This is a genomic window from Meiothermus hypogaeus, from assembly GCF_003574035.1.
Taxonomy (GTDB): domain Bacteria; phylum Deinococcota; class Deinococci; order Deinococcales; family Thermaceae; genus Meiothermus; species Meiothermus hypogaeus.
The window spans coordinates 38422-60410 of sequence record NZ_QWKY01000013.1; the positions used below are offsets into that span (position 1 = coordinate 38422).

Annotated in this window: 19 protein-coding genes; 17 read left to right on the forward strand and 2 right to left on the reverse strand. The window is 59.7% G+C overall.

Translation table 11 applies throughout. From position 1 onward, the window contains the following. The first annotated feature begins 36 nt into the window (after nt 1–36). The 8 genes from sufB to Mhypo_RS05275 all read left to right on the forward strand — a co-directional run bounded on the left by sufB (nt 37) and on the right by Mhypo_RS05275 (nt 11948). Nucleotides 37–1446 (forward strand): Fe-S cluster assembly protein SufB, encoded by a 1410-nt coding sequence (sufB, locus tag Mhypo_RS05240; RefSeq protein ID WP_119340254.1) that lies wholly within the window; start codon nt 37–39, stop codon nt 1444–1446. Continuing rightward, complete coding sequence (gene sufD / locus Mhypo_RS05245; protein WP_119340255.1) at nt 1446–2780, forward strand: Fe-S cluster assembly protein SufD; 1335 nt, start codon at nt 1446–1448, stop codon at nt 2778–2780. Before sufB ends, sufD begins: the two co-directional genes overlap by 1 nt. 276 nt (nt 2781–3056) lie before the next feature. Beyond that, nucleotides 3057–3359 (forward strand): Rieske (2Fe-2S) protein, encoded by a 303-nt coding sequence (locus Mhypo_RS05250; RefSeq protein WP_119340256.1) that lies wholly within the window; start codon nt 3057–3059, stop codon nt 3357–3359. A 771-nt stretch (nt 3360–4130) separates the two neighbouring features. Further along, on the forward strand, nt 4131–5873 hold the full coding sequence (locus Mhypo_RS05255) for a S8 family serine peptidase (RefSeq protein WP_147075538.1): 1743 nt from the start codon (nt 4131–4133) through the stop codon (nt 5871–5873). 9 nt (nt 5874–5882) lie between these two features. Next, nucleotides 5883–6254 carry a hypothetical protein gene (locus Mhypo_RS05260; RefSeq protein ID WP_119340258.1) on the forward strand — a complete coding sequence of 124 codons (372 nt, stop codon included), beginning with the start codon at nt 5883–5885 and terminating at the stop codon, nt 6252–6254. A 345-nt stretch (nt 6255–6599) separates the two neighbouring features. Next, nucleotides 6600–6968, forward strand: a complete 369-nt coding sequence (locus Mhypo_RS05265) for a hypothetical protein (RefSeq protein ID WP_119340259.1) — start codon at nt 6600–6602, stop codon at nt 6966–6968. A gap of 50 nt (nt 6969–7018) precedes the next feature. After that, nucleotides 7019–9034 (forward strand): diguanylate cyclase, encoded by a 2016-nt coding sequence (locus Mhypo_RS05270; RefSeq protein ID WP_119340260.1) that lies wholly within the window; start codon nt 7019–7021, stop codon nt 9032–9034. 67 nt (nt 9035–9101) lie between these two features. Further along, nucleotides 9102–11948, forward strand: a complete 2847-nt coding sequence (locus tag Mhypo_RS05275) for a CHAT domain-containing protein (RefSeq protein ID WP_119340261.1) — start codon at nt 9102–9104, stop codon at nt 11946–11948. Nucleotides 11949–12346: 398 nt separating this feature from the next. On the opposite strand, the gene Mhypo_RS05280 is transcribed toward Mhypo_RS05275, so the two are convergent. Then, a complete protein-coding gene (locus tag Mhypo_RS05280) occupies nt 12347–13003 on the reverse strand; it encodes an LOG family protein (RefSeq protein WP_119340262.1) in 657 nt (218 codons plus the stop codon). Nucleotides 13004–13394: 391 nt separating this feature from the next. On the opposite strand from Mhypo_RS05280, the gene Mhypo_RS05285 reads away from it, so the two are divergent. From Mhypo_RS05285 to lysX, 7 genes are all read left to right on the forward strand, one after another. Next, nucleotides 13395–14630, forward strand: a complete 1236-nt coding sequence (locus tag Mhypo_RS05285) for a LeuA family protein (RefSeq protein ID WP_119340263.1) — start codon at nt 13395–13397, stop codon at nt 14628–14630. A 175-nt stretch (nt 14631–14805) separates the two neighbouring features. After that, on the forward strand, nt 14806–16050 hold the full coding sequence (locus Mhypo_RS05290) for a 3-isopropylmalate dehydratase large subunit (RefSeq protein ID WP_119340264.1): 1245 nt from the start codon (nt 14806–14808) through the stop codon (nt 16048–16050). A gap of 14 nt (nt 16051–16064) precedes the next feature. After that, nucleotides 16065–16619, forward strand: a complete 555-nt coding sequence (locus tag Mhypo_RS05295) for a DinB family protein (RefSeq protein WP_119340265.1) — start codon at nt 16065–16067, stop codon at nt 16617–16619. Then, nucleotides 16619–17122, forward strand: a complete 504-nt coding sequence (locus Mhypo_RS05300) for a LeuD/DmdB family oxidoreductase small subunit (protein WP_119340266.1) — start codon at nt 16619–16621, stop codon at nt 17120–17122. The genes Mhypo_RS05295 and Mhypo_RS05300 overlap by 1 nt, the downstream gene beginning before the upstream one ends. Nucleotides 17123–17142: 20 nt before the next feature. Beyond that, the gene (locus Mhypo_RS05305; RefSeq protein ID WP_119340267.1) at nt 17143–17463 is read left to right on the forward strand and encodes a paraquat-inducible protein A; all 321 of its coding nucleotides are present in this window, start codon (nt 17143–17145) and stop codon (nt 17461–17463) included. 59 nt (nt 17464–17522) lie between these two features. Further along, entirely contained in the window at nt 17523–17687 is a 165-nt protein-coding gene (lysW, locus tag Mhypo_RS05310; protein ID WP_119340268.1) for a lysine biosynthesis protein LysW, read from the forward strand. 76 nt (nt 17688–17763) lie between these two features. Further along, nucleotides 17764–18609 (forward strand): lysine biosynthesis protein LysX, encoded by an 846-nt coding sequence (gene lysX, locus Mhypo_RS05315; RefSeq protein ID WP_119340275.1) that lies wholly within the window; start codon nt 17764–17766, stop codon nt 18607–18609. 13 nt (nt 18610–18622) lie between these two features. Here lysX and Mhypo_RS05320 read toward each other — a convergent pair whose 3' ends face one another. Beyond that, entirely contained in the window at nt 18623–19189 is a 567-nt protein-coding gene (locus Mhypo_RS05320) for an endonuclease dU (RefSeq protein WP_119340269.1), read from the reverse strand. A 36-nt stretch (nt 19190–19225) separates the two neighbouring features. Between Mhypo_RS05320 and argC the strand changes: the two genes are divergently transcribed. Both argC and Mhypo_RS05330 read left to right on the forward strand, forming a co-directional pair. Beyond that, complete coding sequence (argC, locus tag Mhypo_RS05325) at nt 19226–20266, forward strand: N-acetyl-gamma-glutamyl-phosphate reductase (RefSeq protein ID WP_119340270.1); 1041 nt, start codon at nt 19226–19228, stop codon at nt 20264–20266. A gap of 433 nt (nt 20267–20699) precedes the next feature. Further along, nucleotides 20700–21641: an aldo/keto reductase gene (locus tag Mhypo_RS05330; protein WP_119340271.1), complete on the forward strand. Its 942-nt coding sequence runs from the start codon at nt 20700–20702 to the stop codon at nt 21639–21641. Nucleotides 21642–21989: the final 348 nt, after the last annotated feature.

Consider the following 21989-nt stretch of genomic DNA (forward strand, 5'->3'; position numbering starts at 1 on the left):
GCTATAGGCCATCGGTTCGACATGAAGGGAGCGCAAATGTCAGATAACCTTGTCGTTGAAGACATTGGTAATGAATACAAGTACGGCTTTGTGGACGAAGTAAAGCCCGTCTGGAAAGCCGAAAAAGGCCTCTCGCGGCGCGTGGTGGAAGCCATCAGCTACCACAAGGACGAGCCCGCCTGGATGCTCGAGTTCCGTTTGAAGGCCCTGGAAATCTACCAGTCCAAGCCGGTGCCGACCTGGGGGGCCGATCTCTCCGGGCTCAACATGGACGAGATCTACTTCTATGCCAAGCCCACCGAAAAGCGCGACGCCCGTAGCTGGGAAGAAGTACCTGAGGAGATTCGCCGCACCTACGAAAAACTGGGCATCCCCGAGGCCGAGCGCAAGGTGCTGGCCGGGGTGGGTGCGCAGTACGACTCGGAGATGGTTTACCATCAGGTAAAGAAAGAACTGCAGCGCCTGGGGGTCATCTTCGTCTCCATCGAGGAAGGGCTCAAGCACCACGAAGACCTCTTCCGTGAGTACTTTGCTACCGTCATTCCCCCCGAGGACAACAAGTACGCTGCCCTCAACTCAGCGGTCTGGTCGGGCGGGAGCTTTGTGTATGTGCCCAAGGGGGTCAAGGTAGACCTGCCCTTGCAAGCCTACTTCCGGGTCAATACCGCCGAGCTGGGCCAGTTCGAGCGCACCATCATTGTGGTGGACGAGGGCGCCGATATGCACTACATCGAGGGCTGCACCGCCCCTACCTACACCACCGACTCTTTCCACTCTGGCGTTATCGAGATTGTGGTGAACCAGGGCGCCAAGAGCCGCTACACCACCATCCAGAACTGGTCGCACAACATGTACAACCTGGTCACCCAAAGGGCCCTGGTTAAGAAGGACGCCTACCACATGTGGCTGGATGGCAACCTGGGCTCCAAGGTGACCATGAAGTACCCCAGCAGCTATCTGGTAGAGGAGGGGGCCCGCTCGGACATCCTCTCGATTGCCTTTGCCAACACCGGCCAGCACCAGGACGCCGGGGGCAAGCTGATTTTTGCGGCTTCCAACACGGGTGGCAGCATCGTGTCCAAGAGCATTTCCAAGGGTTCGGGCCGCAGCAGCTACCGCGGGCTGATTAAGGTGTACGAAGGGGCTAAGCACGTGAAGGTGAACGTGGAGTGCGACGCGCTCCTGATCAACGAGGAGTCCCGCACCGACACCTACCCCTACATGGAGATTGAGGACGACACCGCTACCGTGGGCCACGAGGCGACCGTGAGCCGCCTCAACGACGAGCAGATCTTCTACCTGCAAAGCCGGGGGCTGCCCGAGGACGAAGCCGCGGCCCTGATTGTGCGGGGCTTCATCGAGCCGGTGGCCAAGGAGTTGCCCCTCGAGTACGCCGTCGAGCTGAACCGCTTGATTGAGCTCGAGATGGAAGGGTCGGTGGGCTAATGGAACTGACCTCAACCCTCTCGCGCGACCTGGTTTTGCAGGTCTCTAGCAAGCTGAACGAGCCCGAGTGGCTTCGTGCCAGGCGCCTGGAAGCCTGGGAGACCTTTGCCGGGCTGCCCTACCCCACCACTCGCACCGAGGAGTGGAAGTACACCGACATCACCGAGGTGCCCTTCGAGGAGCTGGCGCTCGAGCTCCCCACTGGCCGGGCCTCGGCCATTCCCCAGGCGGTACAGGAGCGTCTGGCCCAGGCCCAGCTCTCGGGATACGCGGTCTTTGTAGGGGCCGACCTGGTGCACGTCGAGTTGCCCGAGGCATACCGCCAGCAGGGCGTCATCTTCACCAGCCTGCACGAGGCCGTAGCCCAGCACCCCAGGCTGGTGGAGGAGAACCTCTTCAAGGCGGTCAACTGGAGCGACCTGGTGGGCACGCAAAAAAACCGTCCCGAGAACTCCAAGATTCCCGCCCTGAACGCGGCTCTATTCACCCACGGAGTATTCCTTTACATTCCCAAGAACGTGGAGTTTGATAAGCCCATCGGGGTCTTTAAGTACCTGGAGGGCGGCAAGCTTTCGGGCTCACGCACCCTGATTGTAGGCGACGTAAACAGTCAGGCGGTCTACATCGAGGAGTACATCTCGCCCGCCAAGGTAGCCCCTTCCGTCAATACCTCCTCCACCGAAATCATCGTGGGCAACGGAGCCAAGGTGCGCCACGCGCACATCCAACTGCTGGGCCAGGGTTTCTACCACTTCCACCGCCAGCGGGCGCACCTACAGCGCGATGCCGCCCTCAATGACCTGGTGGTGAACATGGGGGCGACCATCAGCCGGGCCGAGGTGCAGTCGGAGATGCTGGGACCGGGTTCGTCCTCCGAGATGCTTGGGCTGTACTTTACCACCGGCCACGAACACGTAGACCACTACACCCTGCAACACCACGTAGCCGACCATGCCTACTCCGATGTGCTCTACAAAGGAGCAGCCAAGGATCAGAGCCGTACGGTGTACGCGGGCCTGATCAAGGTAGAGCAAGGGGCCCAGAAAACCGATGCCTACCAGACCAACCGCAACCTGCTCTTGTCGGAGGACGCCCGCAGCGATAGCGTACCGCAGCTCGAGATTGGGGCCAACGACGTGAAGTGCTCGCACGGTTCCTCTACCGCGCCGGTAGCCCCGGAAGAACTCTTCTATCTCATGAGCCGCGGTCTACCCCGCCACATGGCCCAGCAAATTCTGGTGAAGGGCCACATGACCGACGTGCTCACCCGTATCCCCCTCGAGCCGCTGCGGCAGTACATCGAGAGCATCATCGAGGAAAAGGTAAGGGTATAGTTCAGAGCTGAAGGCCGAAAGCTAAAAGCCCAGTACTTTTGGCCTTCGGCCTCTGGCCTCTAATACCGGATTCAAAAGGACAGTTTACAAAAACAAAAACCCCATAGGTTGTCTTTTTGAATCCTGGAGCACACCTCTCCCGAACGGTCGGCGAAGAAAGCGTCTCTCTTTCCAAGGGGCGGTATCGCCCTCCGCTACGCGGATAACTTCGGCCCTGTTGATTCGTTACCGAACGGTGACGAATCAACCGAATCTGGTATAACCTTTGGCTTCTTTATGTGGATTCCTGTTGCTACCCTGGAGCAGTTCGAAAATGGCCGTCTGGTGGTGAAGGTACAGGGTGAGAAAACCCCGGTGCTCCTGCTCTACACCGGCGAGGAAGTTTTTGCCATCTCGGACATCTGTACCCACGACAAAAACCCACTCTCCGATGGCCCGATAGAGGGCGATACCATCCAGTGCACCCGCCACGGGGCCCGCTTTAACCTGCGCACCGGCAAGGCCACCCTGCCTGCGCCACGCCCGGTCAAGGCGTACAAGGCCAAGCTCGAGGAGGGGCAGGTTTGGCTGGAGGTATAAGCTAACGCCTGGAAGGGCGGCCCCTCGAGGGGCCGCTTCTTAATTTCCCCCAGGTCGGCGTTATCGGTTTTTGGCTCATATAAGCGCGGTAAAGCGAGAAACTGCGTCTTTGTTGATTCCTGTACAACTGCCAAAAGCTAAAAGGGCCAGAGTAGCCCAGAGCCTACGTAGGTTCCGGTAGGGTTGATTCAACATACCGGATTCAAAAAGACAGTTTACAAAACCAAAAACCCCATAGGTTGTCTTTTTGAATCCTCGAGCACTCCCTTCGGCCCGGTTGATTCGTTACCGAACGGTATCGAATCAACCGCATCTGGTATTACACCCGCCTTCTTGAGTTCAAAGCATGGTATTCGAAATTGAATGGTCAACCCGACCCTTTGCAAAGGCAAGGCCGATAGGCGGGCCATCCAGTACATTCCACCAGCTTGTAGGTTTAGTTAACTCCTTGCGGGTTGTTTTGTCGGCCTGCTCGCGGCCATGGCTCAGCCAGCGACTTCAACGGAACCCACATGACCTCAGGGCTTCGCAACTTGGGCTATGGTCAAGGGTTTTCATCAAAATGACGTTATCTACTAAAACCCCAACCAGAACGACATAATACACTCACCATTGTCCCTTTTTAGAGTCTCGAAAGCCAAGTAACGGTTATTTTCGGTCTTGTGCGTCGACCGCTTCGCACATGCTAACCCTCAGTAGGGCTGTGGCCCTTGGGGGTGAACTCGAGTGAAGGATACATTTTGCCAATCGATCTGGTGCATACGCACCGGGTTGTTACTTGCTGCGGTCTTGCTATTTTCGGCCTGTGGTGGGCTGAATGGGGGACCACCGGCGGGTGCGACCGACCCTGGCTACATCATTACCGTCAAGATTTCGGCCAGCGATACCCAGGAAGCCACCCAACAAAAATACGGCGGCACGATCCTTTCGTGGTACTCCGACCAGGGCATCGCCCACCTGAAGCTGAGTACTGCAGAGCATGCCGCACTGATGTCCAGGGGGGTTTCGGTGCAGTCCACGGCCAACGGCGCCCTTAGTTCACCCGAGGTTGGAGCCAACGGCTTCAACAGTTGGGCCGGGGGCTTCAATAGCTGGGCGGGTGGGTTCAATAGCTGGGCTGGCGGTTGGAATAGCTGGGCCGGTGGAAGCAACATTCCAGACAGCCCAGGCGAAAACAACAAAGTGTTCATGCAGGTGCGGCTGCCCCAAGCCCATGCCATTGCCCGAAAGTTTGGCGAGGGGGTCAAGGTAGCGGTGGTGGATACCGGTATTGATACCGCCCACCAGGGCTTTGTGGGTCGCCTGGCGCCCAGTAGCGAGTGGCGCGATTTTATTGAAAACGACAACAACCCCATGGAGCCCAGCGGGGGCAGTGCCTATGGCCACGGCACCGCCGCGGCAGGATTGGTCTTGCAAGTAGCGCCCAAGGCCACCATCTTGCCCATTCGCGTACTGAACAGTAATGGGCAAGGCAACCTGGATCATGTGATTCTGGCTATTAACCACGCAGTCAATACTGGCGCAAAGATTATAAATCTCTCGCTTGGCGCCTTCGAATGGTACCAGCCGCTGGTGGATGCCATCAACTTTGCAGGCTCCAGGGGGGTCTGGGTGGTGGCCTCGGTTGGTAATCAGGGGAAAAAAGACGAAATTACCTATCCGGGTCGCTGGGGCTGGTGGTTGAGCAATGTTATTGGGGTGGGCAGCGTGGATAGCGATGACAAGCTCTCTAAATTCTCTTCCTTTGGCGCAGATGTGTTCACCTGGGCGCCGGGCAACGATGTAACGAGCTATTATCCAAGTAACCGCACCGCCAAAGTTCGGGGTACTTCCTTTGCCGCCCCCCTCGTGGCTGGAGCGCTGGCCCTGGCCTATAGCGAGACCACCTATGACTGGGCCCGCAGCGACCTGAAGAGCTATTTCCAGGACAGCCTGGAAAACCAAAGCCTCTGGTACAACCTGTACCAGGCCAACTCGAGCTGGTGCAGCGTATCGGATGGCCTGGGCGGGCTTTGGTGCCACGGCGCGGGCCGCCTGGATATCGAGCGCTTCCTGCGCAGCTTGCCGGGCTTTTCCCCTGCTTCCAATACCGGCACGCTGGACTTCGTGCGCAACGGTAGCTTCGAGTCGGGGAGTTTTGCCAGCTGGACGACCAGCGGCGCTGTCTCGATAAGCTGGGTGGACTGGTGGGGCGAGTTCTTTGCAGGGGCCAATGGCGCGCGCATCAATGGTACGGGCAGCTTAGAGCAAACCATCACCGGCCTGGCTCCCAACACCACCTACACCCTTACAGCCTGGCTCAAGGTGGATGGCTCGGGTGAATCCTTATTGCTGGGAGCAAGAAATTTTGGCGGGTCAGAGGTGGGTGTATCGGCAACGGGAAGCACGGACTGGGTTCAGCGTTCGCTAGATTTCAAGACCGGGGCCAATAACACCAGCGCCGTAGTTTTCATACGCAAGACGGCAGGCTGGCAAGCCGCCTTTGCTGACCTGATCACCGTCACCCGCAAGTGAGGAAGAGCCATGATTTTACTCAACCCGATGCCCTATAAAGAAGCCATCCTGATCATGGACTCCCGGAATACACCCACCAGCGCTGTGCGTCACCAGCCTTTCCATTCTGCCTGGAGCAGACTCTACAAGGCCGGGGATATGTACCTGGATTTATCGCTTAGGCCCGAGGGCAGGGATGCTGTGCTGGTGGGGCAGGTAATTGCCGAGGCACACAAGCCGGTAGCGCTGAGCGTTGTGCTGCACGGGCCAGGTGGGAGCAACCGTAGCCCCGTCAGCGAATATGGCACCTTTCGCTTGAGTGTTCAGGAGAAGGGTGATCATGTGTTGGAGTTTGATTTGGGTGAAGAGACCTTTTTGGTGCGCGCTCTGGAAGTGCTATAGGTTGCCTTGATGCCAACATTGCACGGATTAAACCCGTGCAATGTTGTTTATGTGTGGAGCCGGGCCTGGCCTGCCCCGACCGCCAAAACGAACTTCTGGAAGGGTGTTTGCCATCAGACCCAGCATTCTTTTGAGATTTCCACAAAAAACTTCTATCTAAAGATTTGCATGGGCACAGATCCGCTGGCTTTTCGGTGGCCTGTTCACTGCACAAAAAAAGTAACGAATTGGGGGGTTGGATTAAGCAATTTTTTCCCACGTAACGGTTATTTGCACCCCCAGAGCTCGAGGGTTTCCCTATTGTGAAGTCTAGATACTAGGTGCAGTCATACAAAGGAGAATACTGTGATTACCGATAAAACACCCACCCGCCGCGAAGCCATCCTGGTCATGGATTCGCGCAACGCCCTGAGCGCTGTGCGCAATCACAGCCTGAGCGGATCGTGGAGCAGGCTGTACAAGGTGGACAACCACTACCTTGATCTGAGCCTCAAGGTCGAGGGAACCGAACCGCTCTTGATTGGCAAGCTCGTAACACCTACCCAGAGTAATGGTCTGGCCCGCTTGATGGCCTGCGATGGGGGCTTGTTGCAGGAAGTGGAGCTCTGCGCATCGGGCATGTTTCGTTTGCCGGTGCCTACCACGGGGGTTTACCACCTCGAGATGAACCTGGGTGAGCAGCAGTTTGTGGTGCGCTCGGTAGATGTGTACTAATGTGGGATTTTGGCGGGAATTAGTCAGAAGTGTATTCAGAGAGTGTTGATATGTCTCAAGATCGCCCTCCCCGTCGCCTGCGCTTGGCTCGATTACCCTCGGAGTCCAAACCTGGCCGGCCCGTACCGCAAGCAGTCTCTACCCAACTGATTGAGCGATTGCTTTCGGCTGGCGCTAACCAGGCATTCGAGTGGGGATTAGAGGAACTGCTGCGCGAGCTGCCAGGGGTTGAACAGGCTTTTTTGTGGGTACGGGATGGTCAAAACCGCTTTAGCTTGCAGGCTTTTCGGGGAGTGGCCCAGGCTGCCCTCGAGGGAATCGAAGCGGTAGTGGAGTCCTCGCTCAAGACGGCCTATCTGGGTTCGCCAGAAGGTTGGTTGGGCGGAAAGGCGCATTTAGACCACGAGGAGCATTTCTTGTACCGGGTTTTCAGTGCCCTGCCCTTCCGACTGCAAGCCCCCGCCCATGAGCCTGCGGTCAACCTGACCCTGCCGCTGGTGGCCAGTCGGCAGGTGTGGGCGGTACTGCACCTGTATGCTCCGGCCCGGTCCCTGGGCCAGGCTGAAGTTGACTGGGTCAGCCAGTACATGGCAGGCGTGGCGCCCATCCTGCGCGAGGTGTATTTGCGCGAAGCGGCGGAGCGCCAGTCGCTGTGGCTATCGGCGATTAACGCTTTGTTTCGGGTCTCGCACGAGCAGCCGCTCGAGCTGGGCTTGCAGGATGCCCTCGAGGAAGCCACCCGCCTTTCTGGGGCGGAAGGGGCCCGCCTGATTACCTTCGAAGGGCACGCCATTCGCACCATTGCTCAGGCAGGCTGGGGTTCGGGGCTGCCCGTAGAAGCAGCCATTACCCGCCAGCTGGGCGAACGCCTGCGTGGCGGTCAACAGGTGGGCATTCCCCGCTACGACCTGTATCCTGCCCACCGCCCCGAACTGGTAGAAGCGGGGCTGCGCAGCCTGTTTATCCTGCCCATCCTGCGGCATAGCCGCGAAGCCGGTGCCTTGCTGCTCTTCAGCACCCAGCAACACTGGTTGCCCGATGCCCAGACCCAGGAACTCCTCAGCGATATGGCGGCAGCCATTGGGGTGGTGCGGGTTGAGTGGACTTTGCGGCGAGAGTTGGCCTGGGCTGCCTACACCGACCCCCTGACCGGGCTGGGCAACCGCCGGGCCTTTGAGCGCGACCTGGAAAAGCTCACCCACCGGGCCAATGGCCGTGTGGTGGTACTGGTGCTGCTCGACCTGGACGGCTTCAAAGCCATTAACGATACCTACGGTCACATACATGCCGATCATGTGCTGGTGCGGCTGGGTGGGGTGCTGCGCTCGAGGGCCAGGGCCGGTGACCGGGCCTACCGCCTGGGGGGCGATGAATTTGCTCTGATCATCGAGGGTTCCAGCACCCTCAATCCGCTCCGCACAGCAGAGCGCTACCGCGCGCTGTTGGAGGAAATTCGCGTTTCCGATAGTACTTTTCTGAAGGTCAGTCTGGGCTATGCGGTCTATCCTACCGATGTATCGGATATTCAGAACCTGTGGCGCATTGCCGACGACCAGATGTACAAGGACAAGGCCTTGCGCAAGGGCCGCACCCCACTGTTTACCCAGGGACAGGAGCAATTTATTCAAATCAACACGCCTCTGTTCCGCCTTGCAAACCGGCTGGCCCAGGCGCTGAAAATGGGGCCAGAAGAACAACAGGTCTTGCAAGCCAGCTGCTATTTGCTGCAAATGGCCCTGGGCGAAATAGAAAGCTCCCCGGATGTGCAGATGCCCGATGGGTTGTTGCGCGAAGCCGCACGGGTGCTGATGTTTGTTCAGAGCCACTGGGACGGAAGGGATCAATCGCTGGGCTGGTCGGGTGAATCAATTCCCAGGGCTGCCCGCGTACTGCAAGTGGCCAGGCAATTTACAGCCGCGGTACAACCTGTGGAAGGTCGGGCTGCTCGCAGCGTCGAAGAAGCCCTGGAAGATATTGCCAAAGAGGCCCGGCAGCGTTTCGACCCCGTGGTGGTAGAGGCCTTGCTTTCTATCAGGAGCTTCCTGAGCGAAGATTCGGCCGCTTGAGCCTGTATGTAAACCGCCAAAATTGTGTTTATTTAGCAATTCCCCTTAAGATTGGGACGTTGCGGCTATGAATACCACTGACCTGGCCCGGTATCTGATGGACGAGCCTGATCCAGCCAAAAGGCAGGCCCGTTTACAGCAGACCATGCCAGCGATTGAATTAATCGAGATTCTCAAGGCGGAAGTAGACCGTCAAAAAGACGTGGATACCGCCAGGGCTTTGCTGGCAGGGGAACGGGCTGTAGAGGCCGCAGCCCATGTCCAGGACGCCAGGGCCCGCCCGCTGGCCCTGTGGGCCTATGCTGTAGGCCTGACGGTACGCGGCAATTTTGCCGAGTCTATCCCCGTCTATGAAGAAGCCCGCAAGGGGCTGCAAAGCCTGGGATACGAGGAAGATGCGACCCGCGCTGGAATGCGGCAGATCCAGGCCCTGGCGGTTATGGGCGACATGAGCGGAGCCCTGGCCCTGGCGGAAGAAACCCGTGAGGCCTTTATGGGGTTGGGGCTGTTTCGCGATGCAGCATTGGTGAGCATCAACATTGGCATTATTCACTACCGGGCAGGCCGGATGCTCGAGGCCGAGAGCGCCATCAAGAATGCGCTGGAACAACTCTCGAGGGTGGGGGATGTGGTAGGCCAGGGTAAGGCCCACGGCAACCTGGCCCTGATTTACGAGGCCCAGGATCGCTACCGCGAGGCGGTGGCCCATTACCAGACTGCCCTGGACATTTTTCGCACCCACAACCTGACCGAAGACTTTATCGGCAACAGCGTGAATCTGGCCCTGCTTTACCGAAAGGAAGGCCGGCTGAACCAGGCCCTGGACCTTTTGAGCCGGGTGCGGGCCATGTATGGCAGGCTCAATGGTAACCCCAATGCGGCTTTTGCCCAGCTCGAGGAGGCCCGCATTCACCTCGATCTAAACCTGCTATCGGAAGCCCGCAAGCTCTCCCAGGAGCTGGTGGAGGTTTTTGCGGCGCGGGGTATGCAGATGGAGCAGGCCGAGGCCCTGACCACCCTGGGGGGCGCCCAGGCCAAGCAGGGCAGACTCGAGGAAGCCCGCCAGACCCTGGAACGGGCGCGGGAGGGCTGGTTGTCCCTGCAAAACGCCATCCAGGCGGCACTGGTGGATGTTTCGGTGGCCTCGTTGTTTCTGGAATCGGGCCGCCAGGGCCAGATGGCCGCCCTCGAGCAGGCCGTGCTGATATCGGGTCGGGCCATTGAGGCCCTGAGCGAGGTGCCTTCGGCCAAAGCCCTGGGTCTGAGCGTGATGGCCGAAGCCCTGCTGGAGCTGGGCAACCGCCCGGAGGCCAAGCGCTACCTGGAAGAGGCCGCCTCACTGGCCGTGGGGCTGGGCATTCCCGATCTCACCATCCGCATCGAACGCCTGCGCGGTCAGATGGCCCTGCTGGAGAACCGCACCCAGGCCGCCGAACTGCACTTCAAACGCGCCATCGAGCGCCTCGAGGGCGTGCGGGCCAGCCTCAGCGTGGACGAGTTCAAGTCGGCTTACCTGGGCGATAAGCTGGAGGTCTACGGCGACCTGGTGGACTTGCTTCTGGATACAAAGCATCCCCGTGAAGCCTTCGAATATGCCGAACGCGCCAAGTCACGGGCCCTGGTAGACCTGCTGGCCCGTGGGGGCGAAAGCCCGCGCAGCTCAGCCGACCCCGAGGTCGAACGCTTGCAGCAGGAACTCGCCCAGGCGCGCCAGGAGCTCAACCAGCACTTCCTGGCAGTAGAAGCCGAAGCGACAGCGGGAATCCGTGGCAGCAACTGGGAAAAAATGCTGGCTCTGGAGGAGCAGGTCACGCAGCTCATCCGCGAGCTTGAGCGCCTCCAGCCCGAAATCGTCTTGATCGAACAAGTGCAAGAGCTTCGCCTGCACGAGCTGCAGCAAACCCTCGAGCCCGGCACCATCCTGCTCGAGTACTTCCACACCCGCGAGGGTCTGATGGCCTTTGTGGTGGACGGGGATCGCGTCGAGGCGGTACGGGGGCTGGGCACCCTCGAGCAGGTCCAGCAGCACGTCGAACAGCTCGAGTTCTTTCTCAGCCGGGTTGCTCAAGGCGGCATGATGCTGAAGATATATGGTGAGGAAGCCCTCAAGCGCTCGGTAGACGACCAACTCCATGCCCTTTACCAGCTACTCATCGAACCCCTCCCGCTCCAACTCTCCGGCCAGCCCCTCATTATCGTTCCGCACGGGATACTCCACGCGGTGCCCTTTGCAGCTTTATATGATGGCGAACAATACCTGCTCGACCGTGCAGAGCTTTCCCTCTCGCCTAGTGCGGCGGTGTACGCCTTGTGCCGTAAACGTATTCGGCACGACCCTGGCTCGCTGGTGGCTTTTGGTGTGCCTATCGAAAACATTCCCCAGGCTACCCTCGAAGTGGAACAGATCAGCCAGATTGCCCAGACCCCCCACAAGTTTGTGGGTGAGGCGGCCACGCTACAAAACTTCTTTGCGGCCGCACCCCAGGCCGAAGTCTTGCACATTGCCACGCACGGGGCTTTCCGCCCCGACAACCCTATGTTTTCCGGGCTGCGCATGGCCGACGGCTGGCTGGCGGCCCGAGATCTCTACAACCTGCGCCTGGGGGCCGAGCTAGTGGTGCTCTCGGCCTGCGAGACAGGTCTGGCCAAGCAAACCAGCGGCGACGAACTGATGGGCCTGGCGCGGGGGTTCCTTTATGCCGGTGCGCCTTGCTTGATTGCCAGTTTGTGGCCGGTACGCGACGATGCTACCGCCAGGTTCATGACCACCTTTTATACCAACCTGCGGGCGGGCATGTCGGTGGCTACGGCCCTGCGCGAGGCCCAACTGGTGTTGCGCCAGGAGTATCCCAACCCCTACTTCTGGTCGGCATTTACGGCTACGGGCGATTCACACCGCACTGTGAACATATAGAGCGCTCTTCACATATCTTGAGCCATCCCACTTCAAAAAAGCTTTGTCCTGGACAGAATAGTGGCTGCCTGGAAACTCGAAACCCAAGCACCCGTGGGCCGGGCCCGGCCCACGCTTGGGTGCGTAATACCAGATTCGGTTGATTCGTTACCGAACGGTAACGAATCAACAGGGCCGAAGTTATCCGCGTAGCGGAGGGCGATACCGCCCCTTGGAAGTTATCCGCGTAGCGGAGGGCGATACCGCCCCTTGGAAGTTATCCGCGTAGCGGAGGGCGATACCGCCCCTTGGAAAGGAGACGCTTTTTTCACCGACCGTTCGGGAGGGGTGTGCTCTAGGATTCAAAAAGACAACCTGTGGGGTTTTTGGTTTTGTAAACTGCCTTTTTGAATCCGGTATCAAGGGTTGTTCCCGCTGGCGCCGGTCAGCGCTTTAAGCACTTCCTCAGGCGTGTCTACCAGGCTGATGAGGTCCAGATCCTTGGCATCCACAACCCCGGCGGGAATCATGGTGCCTTTCATCCAGTCCAGCAATCCCCTCCAGTAGGTCTTATCCAGTGCAAAAATGGGGAACGGATGCACCTTTCCGGTTTGTACCAGCACCAGCACCTCCGCCAGCTCATCCAGGCTGCCGAAGCCACCCGGCATCACCACAAAAGCCTGGGCGTAGCGCACCAGCATCAGTTTGCGGGCAAAAAAATAGCGAAAACTCAAGCTATGGGTCTGGAAGGGATTGGCCCTTTGTTCATGAGGTAGCTGAATATTCAGCCCCACCGAGATGCCCCCTGCGTTGTAGGCCCCCCGGTTGACGGCTTCCATCAGCCCTGGCCCGCCGCCCGTCACCACGCCAAAACCTGCCTCGGCCAGCCGTTGTCCCAAGAGCTGCGCTTGGGGGTAGTAGGGGCTTTCCGAATCGAGGCGGGCCGAACCAAACACCGTTACGAGCGGTACCCCCAACTCCCCCAACACTTCAAAACCTTCCACAATTTCTGCCATGATGCGCCATAGGCGCCAGGAATCTTGATGCTGCAACAGGTCAATTTCGGGTTGGGTCATGCTTCTAATCTATCGCGATACCTGCCCCTGGGTTGGCGACCAGCCGCCGCTTTTCGATTCGTATGTCCTGGGAGGCATTCCCGAAGGCTGGGAGTTCAACCCGACAGACAAGGTACTGGGTATCCAATGGGTGGCTGTACCTGTACCCTTTACCAGCCCGGGGGAGGCTCGAGTAGTAGCTTCCCCGACTCGAGGAGGACAGGGGTTGCCTGCTACCTGGCGGCAAACCACACCAATCTTGACAAGCGCGGTATACCACCCGTACACTTCTGCCAGTGATGATCTTAAGTGCAAAAAAACCCAGTGCCGGGGGGCTAGTCTGAGCTAGTCCGCGCAGCTGCGTATCCCGGCCCGCACCCGCTTGCGGGCGATTTTTTTTATGAAGGATGTTATGCCAGAGCCTACCCACTCCCGTATTGAAATTGTGGATACCACCTTCCGCGATGGTCAGCAGTCGCCACTTTTGTTCGACACCGAGAAGTACCGCTTTACCCTCGAGGAGAAAAAGCAATTGCTGGCGGGTCTGATTGAGCTGGGCGTAACGCACTTCGAGTTCTTCTCGCCGGTGGTGGGGGAGGCCGAGGCGGAGGACGTGCGCGAGCTGATTGCTTTCGCCCGAACGCTCAGCGAAAAGCCGCTATACTTCCTGGGTCACTGCCGCACCAATCCGCTGGACATCGAAAAAGCGCTGGAGGCCGGTTGCAACGGTCTGAACCTGTACCTGGGGGTTTCGCCCCTGGCCCAACAGCACAACGCGCAGAAAAGCCTGGAAGAATCGGTGACGCTGGCCCGAGAGGTGATCCGAGCTACCCGCCAGGCCCACCCCGACCTGTATATCCGCTTTAGCGCCGAGGATGCCTTTCGTACCCCGCTCGAGGACGTTTTTTGCCTTTACGATGCGGTGTACCCCTACGTAAACACCCTGGGTATGCCCGATACTGTCGGCATCGCCGAGCCCGAGGATGTGGTGGCCGTAGTCACCCGGTTGCAAGAGCGATATCCTGCGGTGAGCCTCGAATGCCACTTTCACAATGACCGGGGCCTGGCCCTGGCGAATGTAAATGCCGCCGTGCGGGCGGGGGTACGCTACGTGGACGCTTCTATCTGGGGTCTGGCCGAGCGTTCCGGGATTCCCTCGGTTACGGGCGTGCTGTTCAACCTGTCCAAGCGCTACCCCGAAATCGCCTCGCAGTACAACCTCAGCCAGTGCTACCCCTTGAACGTTTTGATGGCCTCTATCCTGGGTACACTGGTCCCCTATACCGAGCCGGTCTCGCTCACCAACCGCACCCATACGGCAGGGGTGCATCAGAAAGCAGTACTGAACGAGAAAAAAGTTTACGAGGCCCACAGCCTGCACGACTTTGGGGTGGACAAAAATCAGCTTCTCTTGGGCCCGCTTTCAGGCTGGCATCTGATCTACTACTATTTGAAGGAAGTGGAGAACTTTGTAATCAGCAAGGAGCAGGCCAGGCTGATTGCCCAGGAGTTCAAGGCTCGCACCGCCGAGATTGGACGCAGCAAGAAGCCTGAGGAACTTTTGCTCGAGATTGCCGAGGCCCAAGGCCTTTCTCGCCATACCCTGCCCGAGGAAGTGCCCACCGCACGGCTGGAGAACCTGGACTAAGGTATGTCAGAGCTTTTGATATTCATCCACCGAGATGCCGATGTCCTTGAGAATTTTGCGAAAGGTTCCTATGGGCAACTCACCGCTACGAAATGGGACGGTGGTTCAGCAAACACAACCACGGTGTACTGCCGTATGGTTTCATTCGTATAGAGGCTCCTGATAGGAGGTCGGCGTGTACCTGACTTTAGCTGAAAAAATCCTTTCCAAACGAGCGGGCCGCGCGGTGCGGGCGGGCGAACTGGTGGTGGTGGAAGTAGACCAGGTGATGGTAGTGGACTCCATCGCCGGGAGCTTTTTCAAGCGGCTGGAGCAGCTTGGGGCCACCCCGCGCTTCCCCGAGAAGGTCTCGATTGTGATAGACCACGTGGCCCCGGCGGCCAATGTGGAGGTGGCCAAGGCCCAAAAAGAAATCCGCGAGTGGGGCAACCGCCACGGCTGCCGGGTGTTTGATGTGGGGCGGGGCATCTGCCACCAGGTTCTGGTGGAGGAGCGGCTGGCCCTACCGGGGGGCATTGTCCTGGGCTCGGACTCGCACTCCACCACCTACGGCGGGATTGCCTGCTTTGGCAGCGGGATGGGGGCAACCGACATCGCACTGGCGGCAGCCTCCGGGCGCACCTGGCTGCGGGTGCCCGAGACGGTCAAGGTAACCTTCAGGGGCTCGCTGGCCCCCGGTACCACGGCCAAGGACGCGGCCCTCGAGATGATCCGCGTCCTCACCGCCGACGGGGCGACCTATATGAGCATCGAGATGCACCTTCTGGACGGGGCCGAATCCCTAACCCGCAGCCAGCGCCTCACGCTGGCCAACCTGACCGTGGAGGCCGGGGCCAAGTGCGGGCTGGTGGTGCCCAGCGGCGAGATTCTTGAACTCTACGCGGTGCCCGACTGGCTCTACCCCGACAAGGGGGCGGTCTACGCTAAGGAAGTCGAAATTGACCTTGCGAGCCTCACCCCCCGCGTCTCGGTGCCCTTTTACGTGGACAACGTGGAAGAAGTGGCCAAGGTCAAGGGCAAGAAGGTAGACCAAGTTTTTGTGGGCACCTGTACCAACGGGCGGCTCGACGACCTGCACCAGGTGGCCGAAATTCTGAAGGGCCGCCAGGTGGCGCCGGGGGTTCGCATGCTCATTATTCCGGCTTCCTCGCAGGTGCTCGAGGAGGCCACCGCCGACGGCACCCTGCTCACCCTGTTGCAAGCGGGCGCGACCTTGGGCACCCCTGGCTGCGGGCCCTGTATGGGCCGCCACCAGGGCGTGCTGGCCCCGGGTGAAGTGTGTGTGAGCACTTCCAACCGCAACTTCAGAGGGCGGATGGGCGCGGCGGATGCCGAAATTTATCTGGCTTCGCCCCGGGTGGCAGCGGCCACGGCCATTGCGGGGTACATCACCACGCCGGAGGAACTGTTGGGGGGTTAGGCTCGGGGGGCAAGATGACCGGCGTTACAACCGTTTACACTACCCTGGAGCGTTTCCTCGACCACTGGGACGGGGTGCGGATGGTCACGCTGAAGCTGCTCGGCTGCTTCTTGGAAGCGGACTTGCGGCGCACCCTGTGGCCGGGCTCGAGGACGGTAGGGGAAATGTTCCATCACATCGGAGCGCACCAGTTCTATGCAGCCCGGGGGCTTTTTTTGCAACAGTGGGAGCCCAAAGGAACCCTGGAAGAGAGCCCCGATGCCGACTGGGAGCTACACAAGCACCTTACCGTTTACAAGGTTGAAACACTTCATCACTGGTTGGAAGGGGTTCAGCAACAAACGCGAACCTGGGCCCAGGAAGCGCTGGAATCTCGCCTTACCGACTTCGCTACCGATAACCCCTGGCACGAAGGGATGCGCGGTTGGCTGCTCTTGCAACACGCCTATCAGGACGAGGTGCACCACCGGGGGCAACTGTACGGGTTGGCCCGGCAGATGGGGCTTTTACCGCCCGATGTGTTCGCGGTAGACCACCCCGATTACTGGAACGAAAGGAAGTGGAAATAATGCCCAGGGTCTGGAAATTTGGCGACGCCATCAACACCGACGATATCCTTCCCGGCAAGTACGCGCCCTTCATGGTGGGGGAAGACAAGTTTCACACCTACGCCTTTGCCCACTTTCGCCCCGATTTTGCGCCGAACTATCGCCCGGGGGACATCCTGGTGTGTGGCAAAAACATCGGCCTGGGCTCTTCCCGCGAGTACGCCCCAGAGGCCCTGCGCAAACTGGGCCTGAAGGCCATCATTGCCAAGAGCTACGCCCGCATCTTCTACCGCAACCTGGTCAACCTGGGCATCATGCCCTTTGAGGCCCCGGAGGTGGTGGATGCTTTGCAGGACGGCGATGAAGTAGAGCTGGACTTCGAGCAGGGCCTTTTGCGGCGCGGAGCAGAAACCTTCCGACTCAGGCCCCCGCCTGCTTTTTTGCTGGAAGCCCTGAAGGAAGGGAGCATTCTAGAGTACTACCGCAAGTACGGGCGGTTTCCCGGGGAAAGCGCCGAGGGGTAGACTGGTGGGGTTGAGGATTTATGGAAGACCTGGAAGTGATCTGCCCGGTGTGCGGCGAGCCCAACTACCTCCCTGCCGAAGACCTGGAGGAGCTCACCCCCGACGACTACTTTGAGTGCGAGTCCTGTGGGGCCTACCTACAGATTCTCTCCACCGATCCCCTCGAGGTGGTGGTCATTGAAGAGGGCGAGGAGGGGCTTTTTGTGGATTGCCCGGAGTGTGGCCTGACCTTCGAGGTGGGGGAAGGCGAGGAAGAGGCAATCTGCCCGGAGTGCGGCCACCGCTTTGTGCCCGACTGGTCAGAACTGGACGAGGACGAAGAAGATGCCGAACGATACTAGGCTGATAGCCGAAAGCCAGGCGCTTTAGGCATAGCAATCAACCAACCCAAGGAGAAACCATGACAGCCGAATGTGTAGAGTGTGGAAGCCCGATTGAACTGAACAACCCCGAGCTGGGCGAGCTGGTGGTCTGCGATACCTGTGGAGCCGAGCTCGAGGTGGTGGGGTTGGAGCCCCTCAGGCTGCAAGCCGCGCCCGAAGAGGCGGAGGATTGGGGCGAGTAAGACAGGGCCTGGGGGTTGGGGGTGCAGGGCCTACCAAGTCCTGTCCCCTGACCCCTGACCCCTGACCCTCTTGTTTATGCTAGCCATTCTCTACGACCGTATCCGCCCCGACGAGGAGATGCTCTTCCGGGCCGCCGAGGGGCTGGGTATTCCCTTCAAGAAAATCTACGCCAAGCAACTGCCCATGCGCTTGGGAGAGCGCCCACCGGAACTCGAGGGCGTCACTTGCGCGGTGGAGCGCCTGGTCTCCCAGAGCAAGGGCCTGGCAGTCTCGCGCTACCTGAAAAGTCTGGGGGTTCCGGTGGTGAATGCGCCGGAGGTCATCGAGGTCTGCGGCGACAAGTGGGCTACGAGCTGTGCCCTCGAGGCCCACGGGGTGCCCCAGCCCAAAACCGCCCTGGCCACCGAGGCCGAGGAGGCCCTCAAGCTTATCGAAGAAATGGGCTATCCGGTGGTGATGAAGCCGGTGGTGGGAAGCTGGGGCCGCCTGCTCTCGCTCATCCGCGACCGCGACGCCGCCGAAACGGTAATCGAGCACAAGGAGGTGCTAGGGGGCTACCAGCACCAGCTCTACTACGTGCAGGAACTGGTAGAGAAAGGGGGCCGCGACATCCGGGCCTTCGTGGTGGGGGATACCTGCATTGGGGCCATCTACCGCAGCTCGGCCCACTGGATTACCAACACCGCCCGCGGCGGCAAGGCCTCCAGGTGCGAAGTGACCCCTGAACTGGCCGACCTGGCTGTGCGCGCGGCCAAAGCCGTGGGTGGCGGGGTAGTGGCCATTGACCTCTTCGAGTCGCCCCGGGGCCTGCTGGTCAACGAGGTCAACCACACCATGGAGTTCAAGAACTCGGTAAGCACTACCGGCGTGGACATCCCGGCCAAAATTCTGGAGTACGCCTGGAGTCTGCGGCTTCATTAGAAGTGCCGGTAGCTCAGGGTCGAGCCCGGCTCTGTCCGGTGGCGATGCCGCCTGCGATCAGGTGGGCGGTCCGCAGGGGCTCGGGAATGTGGGAGTGTACCGCCAGGCGCCGGAGGACATGCTCGGCTTGCTTTACGCTCAGCCCGGCACGTTGCACGTAGACGCCAGCCACGTGCTCGATAGCCCCAGCTTTTTGAATCAGGGCCCATTTCTGCTTGCCACCGCGCACCTTGCGGAGGGCGGCCTCGATGGCGGCAAGATTGGGCTTGCGCCTCGAGACCACCAGCACCGGCAGGCCCAGGTTGTCCGAGAGCGCCTGGATGTCCACCACGTTGAACCCGCCCAGGGCAATGCCCTGCAGCAGTACCAGTTGCAGGCTGGGGTAGAACTTGGAGTGCTGGATGAGCCCGGTCAGGGCGCGGGTGCTATTGCGTCCGTCCCGCCGAACCTGGCCGCTCAATACCCCTTCTAGTCGCAGGCCGTTGTACACCACCCCCACCACCTGCACGTTGCCCCGGTGCGAGCGCTCGAAGGGAAAGTCGTCAAAGCCGACCACGTAGGAGAATCCGCCGGTTTTCATAGGGGTGCTTATCGGGTATTCTAGACCGTTGATTGTATGAGCGAGAAGAAGACCGTTTCGATTGTGGGGGGCTCGGGCTACGCGGGCGGGGAGTTTTTGCGGCTGGCCCTGGGGCACCCTTTGCTGGAAGTCAAGCAGGTAACCTCGCGCCGGATGGTGGGCGACCCCGTGAGCCTGGTACACCCCAACCTGCGGGGCCGCACCAACCTGAAGTTTGTAGACCCGGCTGGTTTGGAGCCCTGCGATATCCTGGTGCTCTCCATGCCCCACGGTGTCGCGGCCAGGGAGTTCGAGAAGTACGCTGGCCTAGCCCCCATCATCCTTGACCTCTCGGCAGACTTTCGCCTGAAAGATCTGGGTCTGTACAAAAAATACTACGGCGAAGACCACCCCCGCCCCGACCTGCTAAACCGATGGGTCTACGGCAACCCTGAACTCTACCGCGAGGCGCTTAAAACCGCTAACCACATCGCTTGTTGCGGCTGCAACGCCACCGCCACCCTTCTGGGCCTGTACCCGCTCGTCAAGGAGGGCCTGCTGGTGGATGGACCCATTTTTGCTACCGTCATGATCTCGACCAGTGCGGCGGGGGCCGAGCCCAGCCTGGCCTCGCACCATCCGGAACGCGCGGGCAGCATCCGGGCCTACAAGCCCACTGGGCACCGCCACACCGCCGAAATACGCGAGAATCTGCCGGGCCACCCCCAGGTCCACCTCACTGCCGTGGCCACCGACCGGGTGCGCGGCATCCTGATGACCGCCCAGACCTTTTTGCGTGCGGACCTCACCGAGAAGGACGTGTGGAGCGCCTATCGCAAGGTTTATGGCGCGGAGCCCTTCATTCGCATGGTGAAGCTCAAGAAGGGCATCCACCGCTACCCCGACCCAGGTGTGGTCGAGGGCACCAACTACTGCGATGTGGGCTTCGAGCTGGAAGAGGACACCGGGCGGCTGGTGGTTATCTCGGCCATCGACAACCTGGTCAAGGGCACGGCAGGGCACGCCATCCAGAGCCTGAATGTGCGGATGGGCTGGCCTGAGACCACAGGTTTGGAATTCGCGGGTCTACATCCATAAATTCCAACCTTGCTATAGACCATCTGCGGTACTTGAATCGGATGCAATTATTTGGAATTGGAAGGTGTTGAATTGCGGTGCGCTGAAGGAGTGTGTGAAAGCGCCTCTTCAGGCTAACTCAAAATTTGCAGTTGGTCGAGACAGCACTACAACTGAACATCGCTCACAGGGTCATTCTGAGGAGGTTCAGCCGGTGAGGAATTTGCATCTGCTACAGTAGGGCGATTTTGCAGGGTTGGAATGTGCCAGATTCCCCGCTTCGCTCGGAGTGAACCAAATGTCAAAATTGAAGCGATTATAGTACAAGTGCAAGAAATGATTTTGACGAGTGCTTGAAGCAGGTTCGGAAAAAGCACCACGCTGTAGCCAGTTGTTTGAGCATTGCGTACCAAGCGCTAGGATGGATGGCTCCACAACGGTATAGTTGGGGGGTATGGAACAACGCAACCTCGGAAAGTCGGGCCTGTTGGTATCGGTAGTGGGGATCGGCTGCAACAACTTTGGTGGGCGCATTGACTTCGATGCCTCCAAGGCCGTCATCCACAAAGCCCTCGACCTGGGCATCACCCTCTTCGATACTGCCGATACCTACGGCAACCGAGGGGGTTCAGAGACCATTCTGGGTCAGGTGCTTGGCGGGGAGCGCAAGAACATTGTGCTGGCTACCAAGTTCGGCTGGGATATGGACGATGCGGGCAAGATGAAGGGGGCCTCGCGCCGCTACATCATGTCGGCGGTACAGGCCAGCCTCAAGCGGCTCAAGACCGACTACATAGACCTATACCAACTGCACAAGCCCGACCCACGCACCCCCATCGAGGAAACCCTGCGTACCCTGAATGATCTGGTGCGGATGGGTATGGTGCGCTACATCGGCTGCTCCAACCTGCCAGCCTGGCAGGTGTCCGATGCCTACTGGACAGCCAGGAGCCTGGGCCTGGAGGGTTTTGCCTCCTGCCAGGACGAATACAGCTTGCTGGTGCGGGATGTGGAGCGCGAACTGGTGCCCGCAATTGAGCGCTATCAGATGGGCTTGCTGCCCTACTTCCCACTCGCCAGTGGCCTGCTGAGTGGCAAGTACCGCAAAGATGCGCCCATGCCGGAGGATGCCCGTCTGACCAAAAACCAGAACCTGGCCAAGGGTGTGCTGACCGAGCGAAACTGGCAAATTGTCGAACAACTACGAGCCTTCTGCGAGGCGCGGGGCCACAGCCTGCTCGAGCTGGCCTTTAGCTGGCTGGCGGCCAAGCCGGTGGTCAGCAGCGTTATCGCAGGCGCGACCAAACCCGAACAACTCGAGCAGAACGTCCAGGCTGTGAACTGGAAACTGACCCCCGAAGAACTGGCTGAAGTAGAGCACATTGTGACAGCTTGAAAGCTGCCAACGGTCTAGAGTGGTTTTCAAACTAGCTGCACCCACAGAGGTTTCGAAAACCGCCTCTGCGCCCCGTTATACCGGATTCAAAAAGACAGTTTACAAAACCAAAAACACCAGAGGCTGTCTTTTTGAATCCTAGAGCACACCCCTCCCTTGAGTACCGGCGTTAGCCGGGGGCCGATGGCCCTTCACTGTCGGTCGGCGAAGAGAGCGTCTCCCTTCCAAGGGGCGGTATCGCCCTCCGCTACGCGGATAACTTCCAAGGGGCGGTATCGCCCTCCGCTACGCGGATAACTTCCAAGGGGCGGTATCGCCCTCCGCTACGCGGATAACTTCGGTCGGGTT

Coding starts and splice junctions, on each gene's coding strand:
- Mhypo_RS05295 (WP_119340265.1), top strand. CDS start 16,065: ATGACCGGCGTTACAACCGTTTACACTACCCTGGAGCGTTTCCTCGAC.
- Mhypo_RS05275 (WP_119340261.1), top strand. CDS start 9,102: ATGAATACCACTGACCTGGCCCGGTATCTGATGGACGAGCCTGATCCA.
- Mhypo_RS05285 (WP_119340263.1), top strand. CDS start 13,395: ATGCCAGAGCCTACCCACTCCCGTATTGAAATTGTGGATACCACCTTC.
- lysX (WP_119340275.1), top strand. CDS start 17,764: ATGCTAGCCATTCTCTACGACCGTATCCGCCCCGACGAGGAGATGCTC.
- Mhypo_RS05250 (WP_119340256.1), top strand. CDS start 3,057: ATGTGGATTCCTGTTGCTACCCTGGAGCAGTTCGAAAATGGCCGTCTG.
- Mhypo_RS05270 (WP_119340260.1), top strand. CDS start 7,019: ATGTCTCAAGATCGCCCTCCCCGTCGCCTGCGCTTGGCTCGATTACCC.
- sufB (WP_119340254.1), top strand. CDS start 37: ATGTCAGATAACCTTGTCGTTGAAGACATTGGTAATGAATACAAGTAC.
- Mhypo_RS05280 (WP_119340262.1), bottom strand. CDS start 13,003: ATGACCCAACCCGAAATTGACCTGTTGCAGCATCAAGATTCCTGGCGC.
- Mhypo_RS05300 (WP_119340266.1), top strand. CDS start 16,619: ATGCCCAGGGTCTGGAAATTTGGCGACGCCATCAACACCGACGATATC.
- Mhypo_RS05330 (WP_119340271.1), top strand. CDS start 20,700: ATGGAACAACGCAACCTCGGAAAGTCGGGCCTGTTGGTATCGGTAGTG.
- Mhypo_RS05260 (WP_119340258.1), top strand. CDS start 5,883: ATGATTTTACTCAACCCGATGCCCTATAAAGAAGCCATCCTGATCATG.
- Mhypo_RS05320 (WP_119340269.1), bottom strand. CDS start 19,189: ATGAAAACCGGCGGATTCTCCTACGTGGTCGGCTTTGACGACTTTCCC.
- lysW (WP_119340268.1), top strand. CDS start 17,523: ATGACAGCCGAATGTGTAGAGTGTGGAAGCCCGATTGAACTGAACAAC.
- sufD (WP_119340255.1), top strand. CDS start 1,446: ATGGAACTGACCTCAACCCTCTCGCGCGACCTGGTTTTGCAGGTCTCT.
- argC (WP_119340270.1), top strand. CDS start 19,226: ATGAGCGAGAAGAAGACCGTTTCGATTGTGGGGGGCTCGGGCTACGCG.
- Mhypo_RS05305 (WP_119340267.1), top strand. CDS start 17,143: ATGGAAGACCTGGAAGTGATCTGCCCGGTGTGCGGCGAGCCCAACTAC.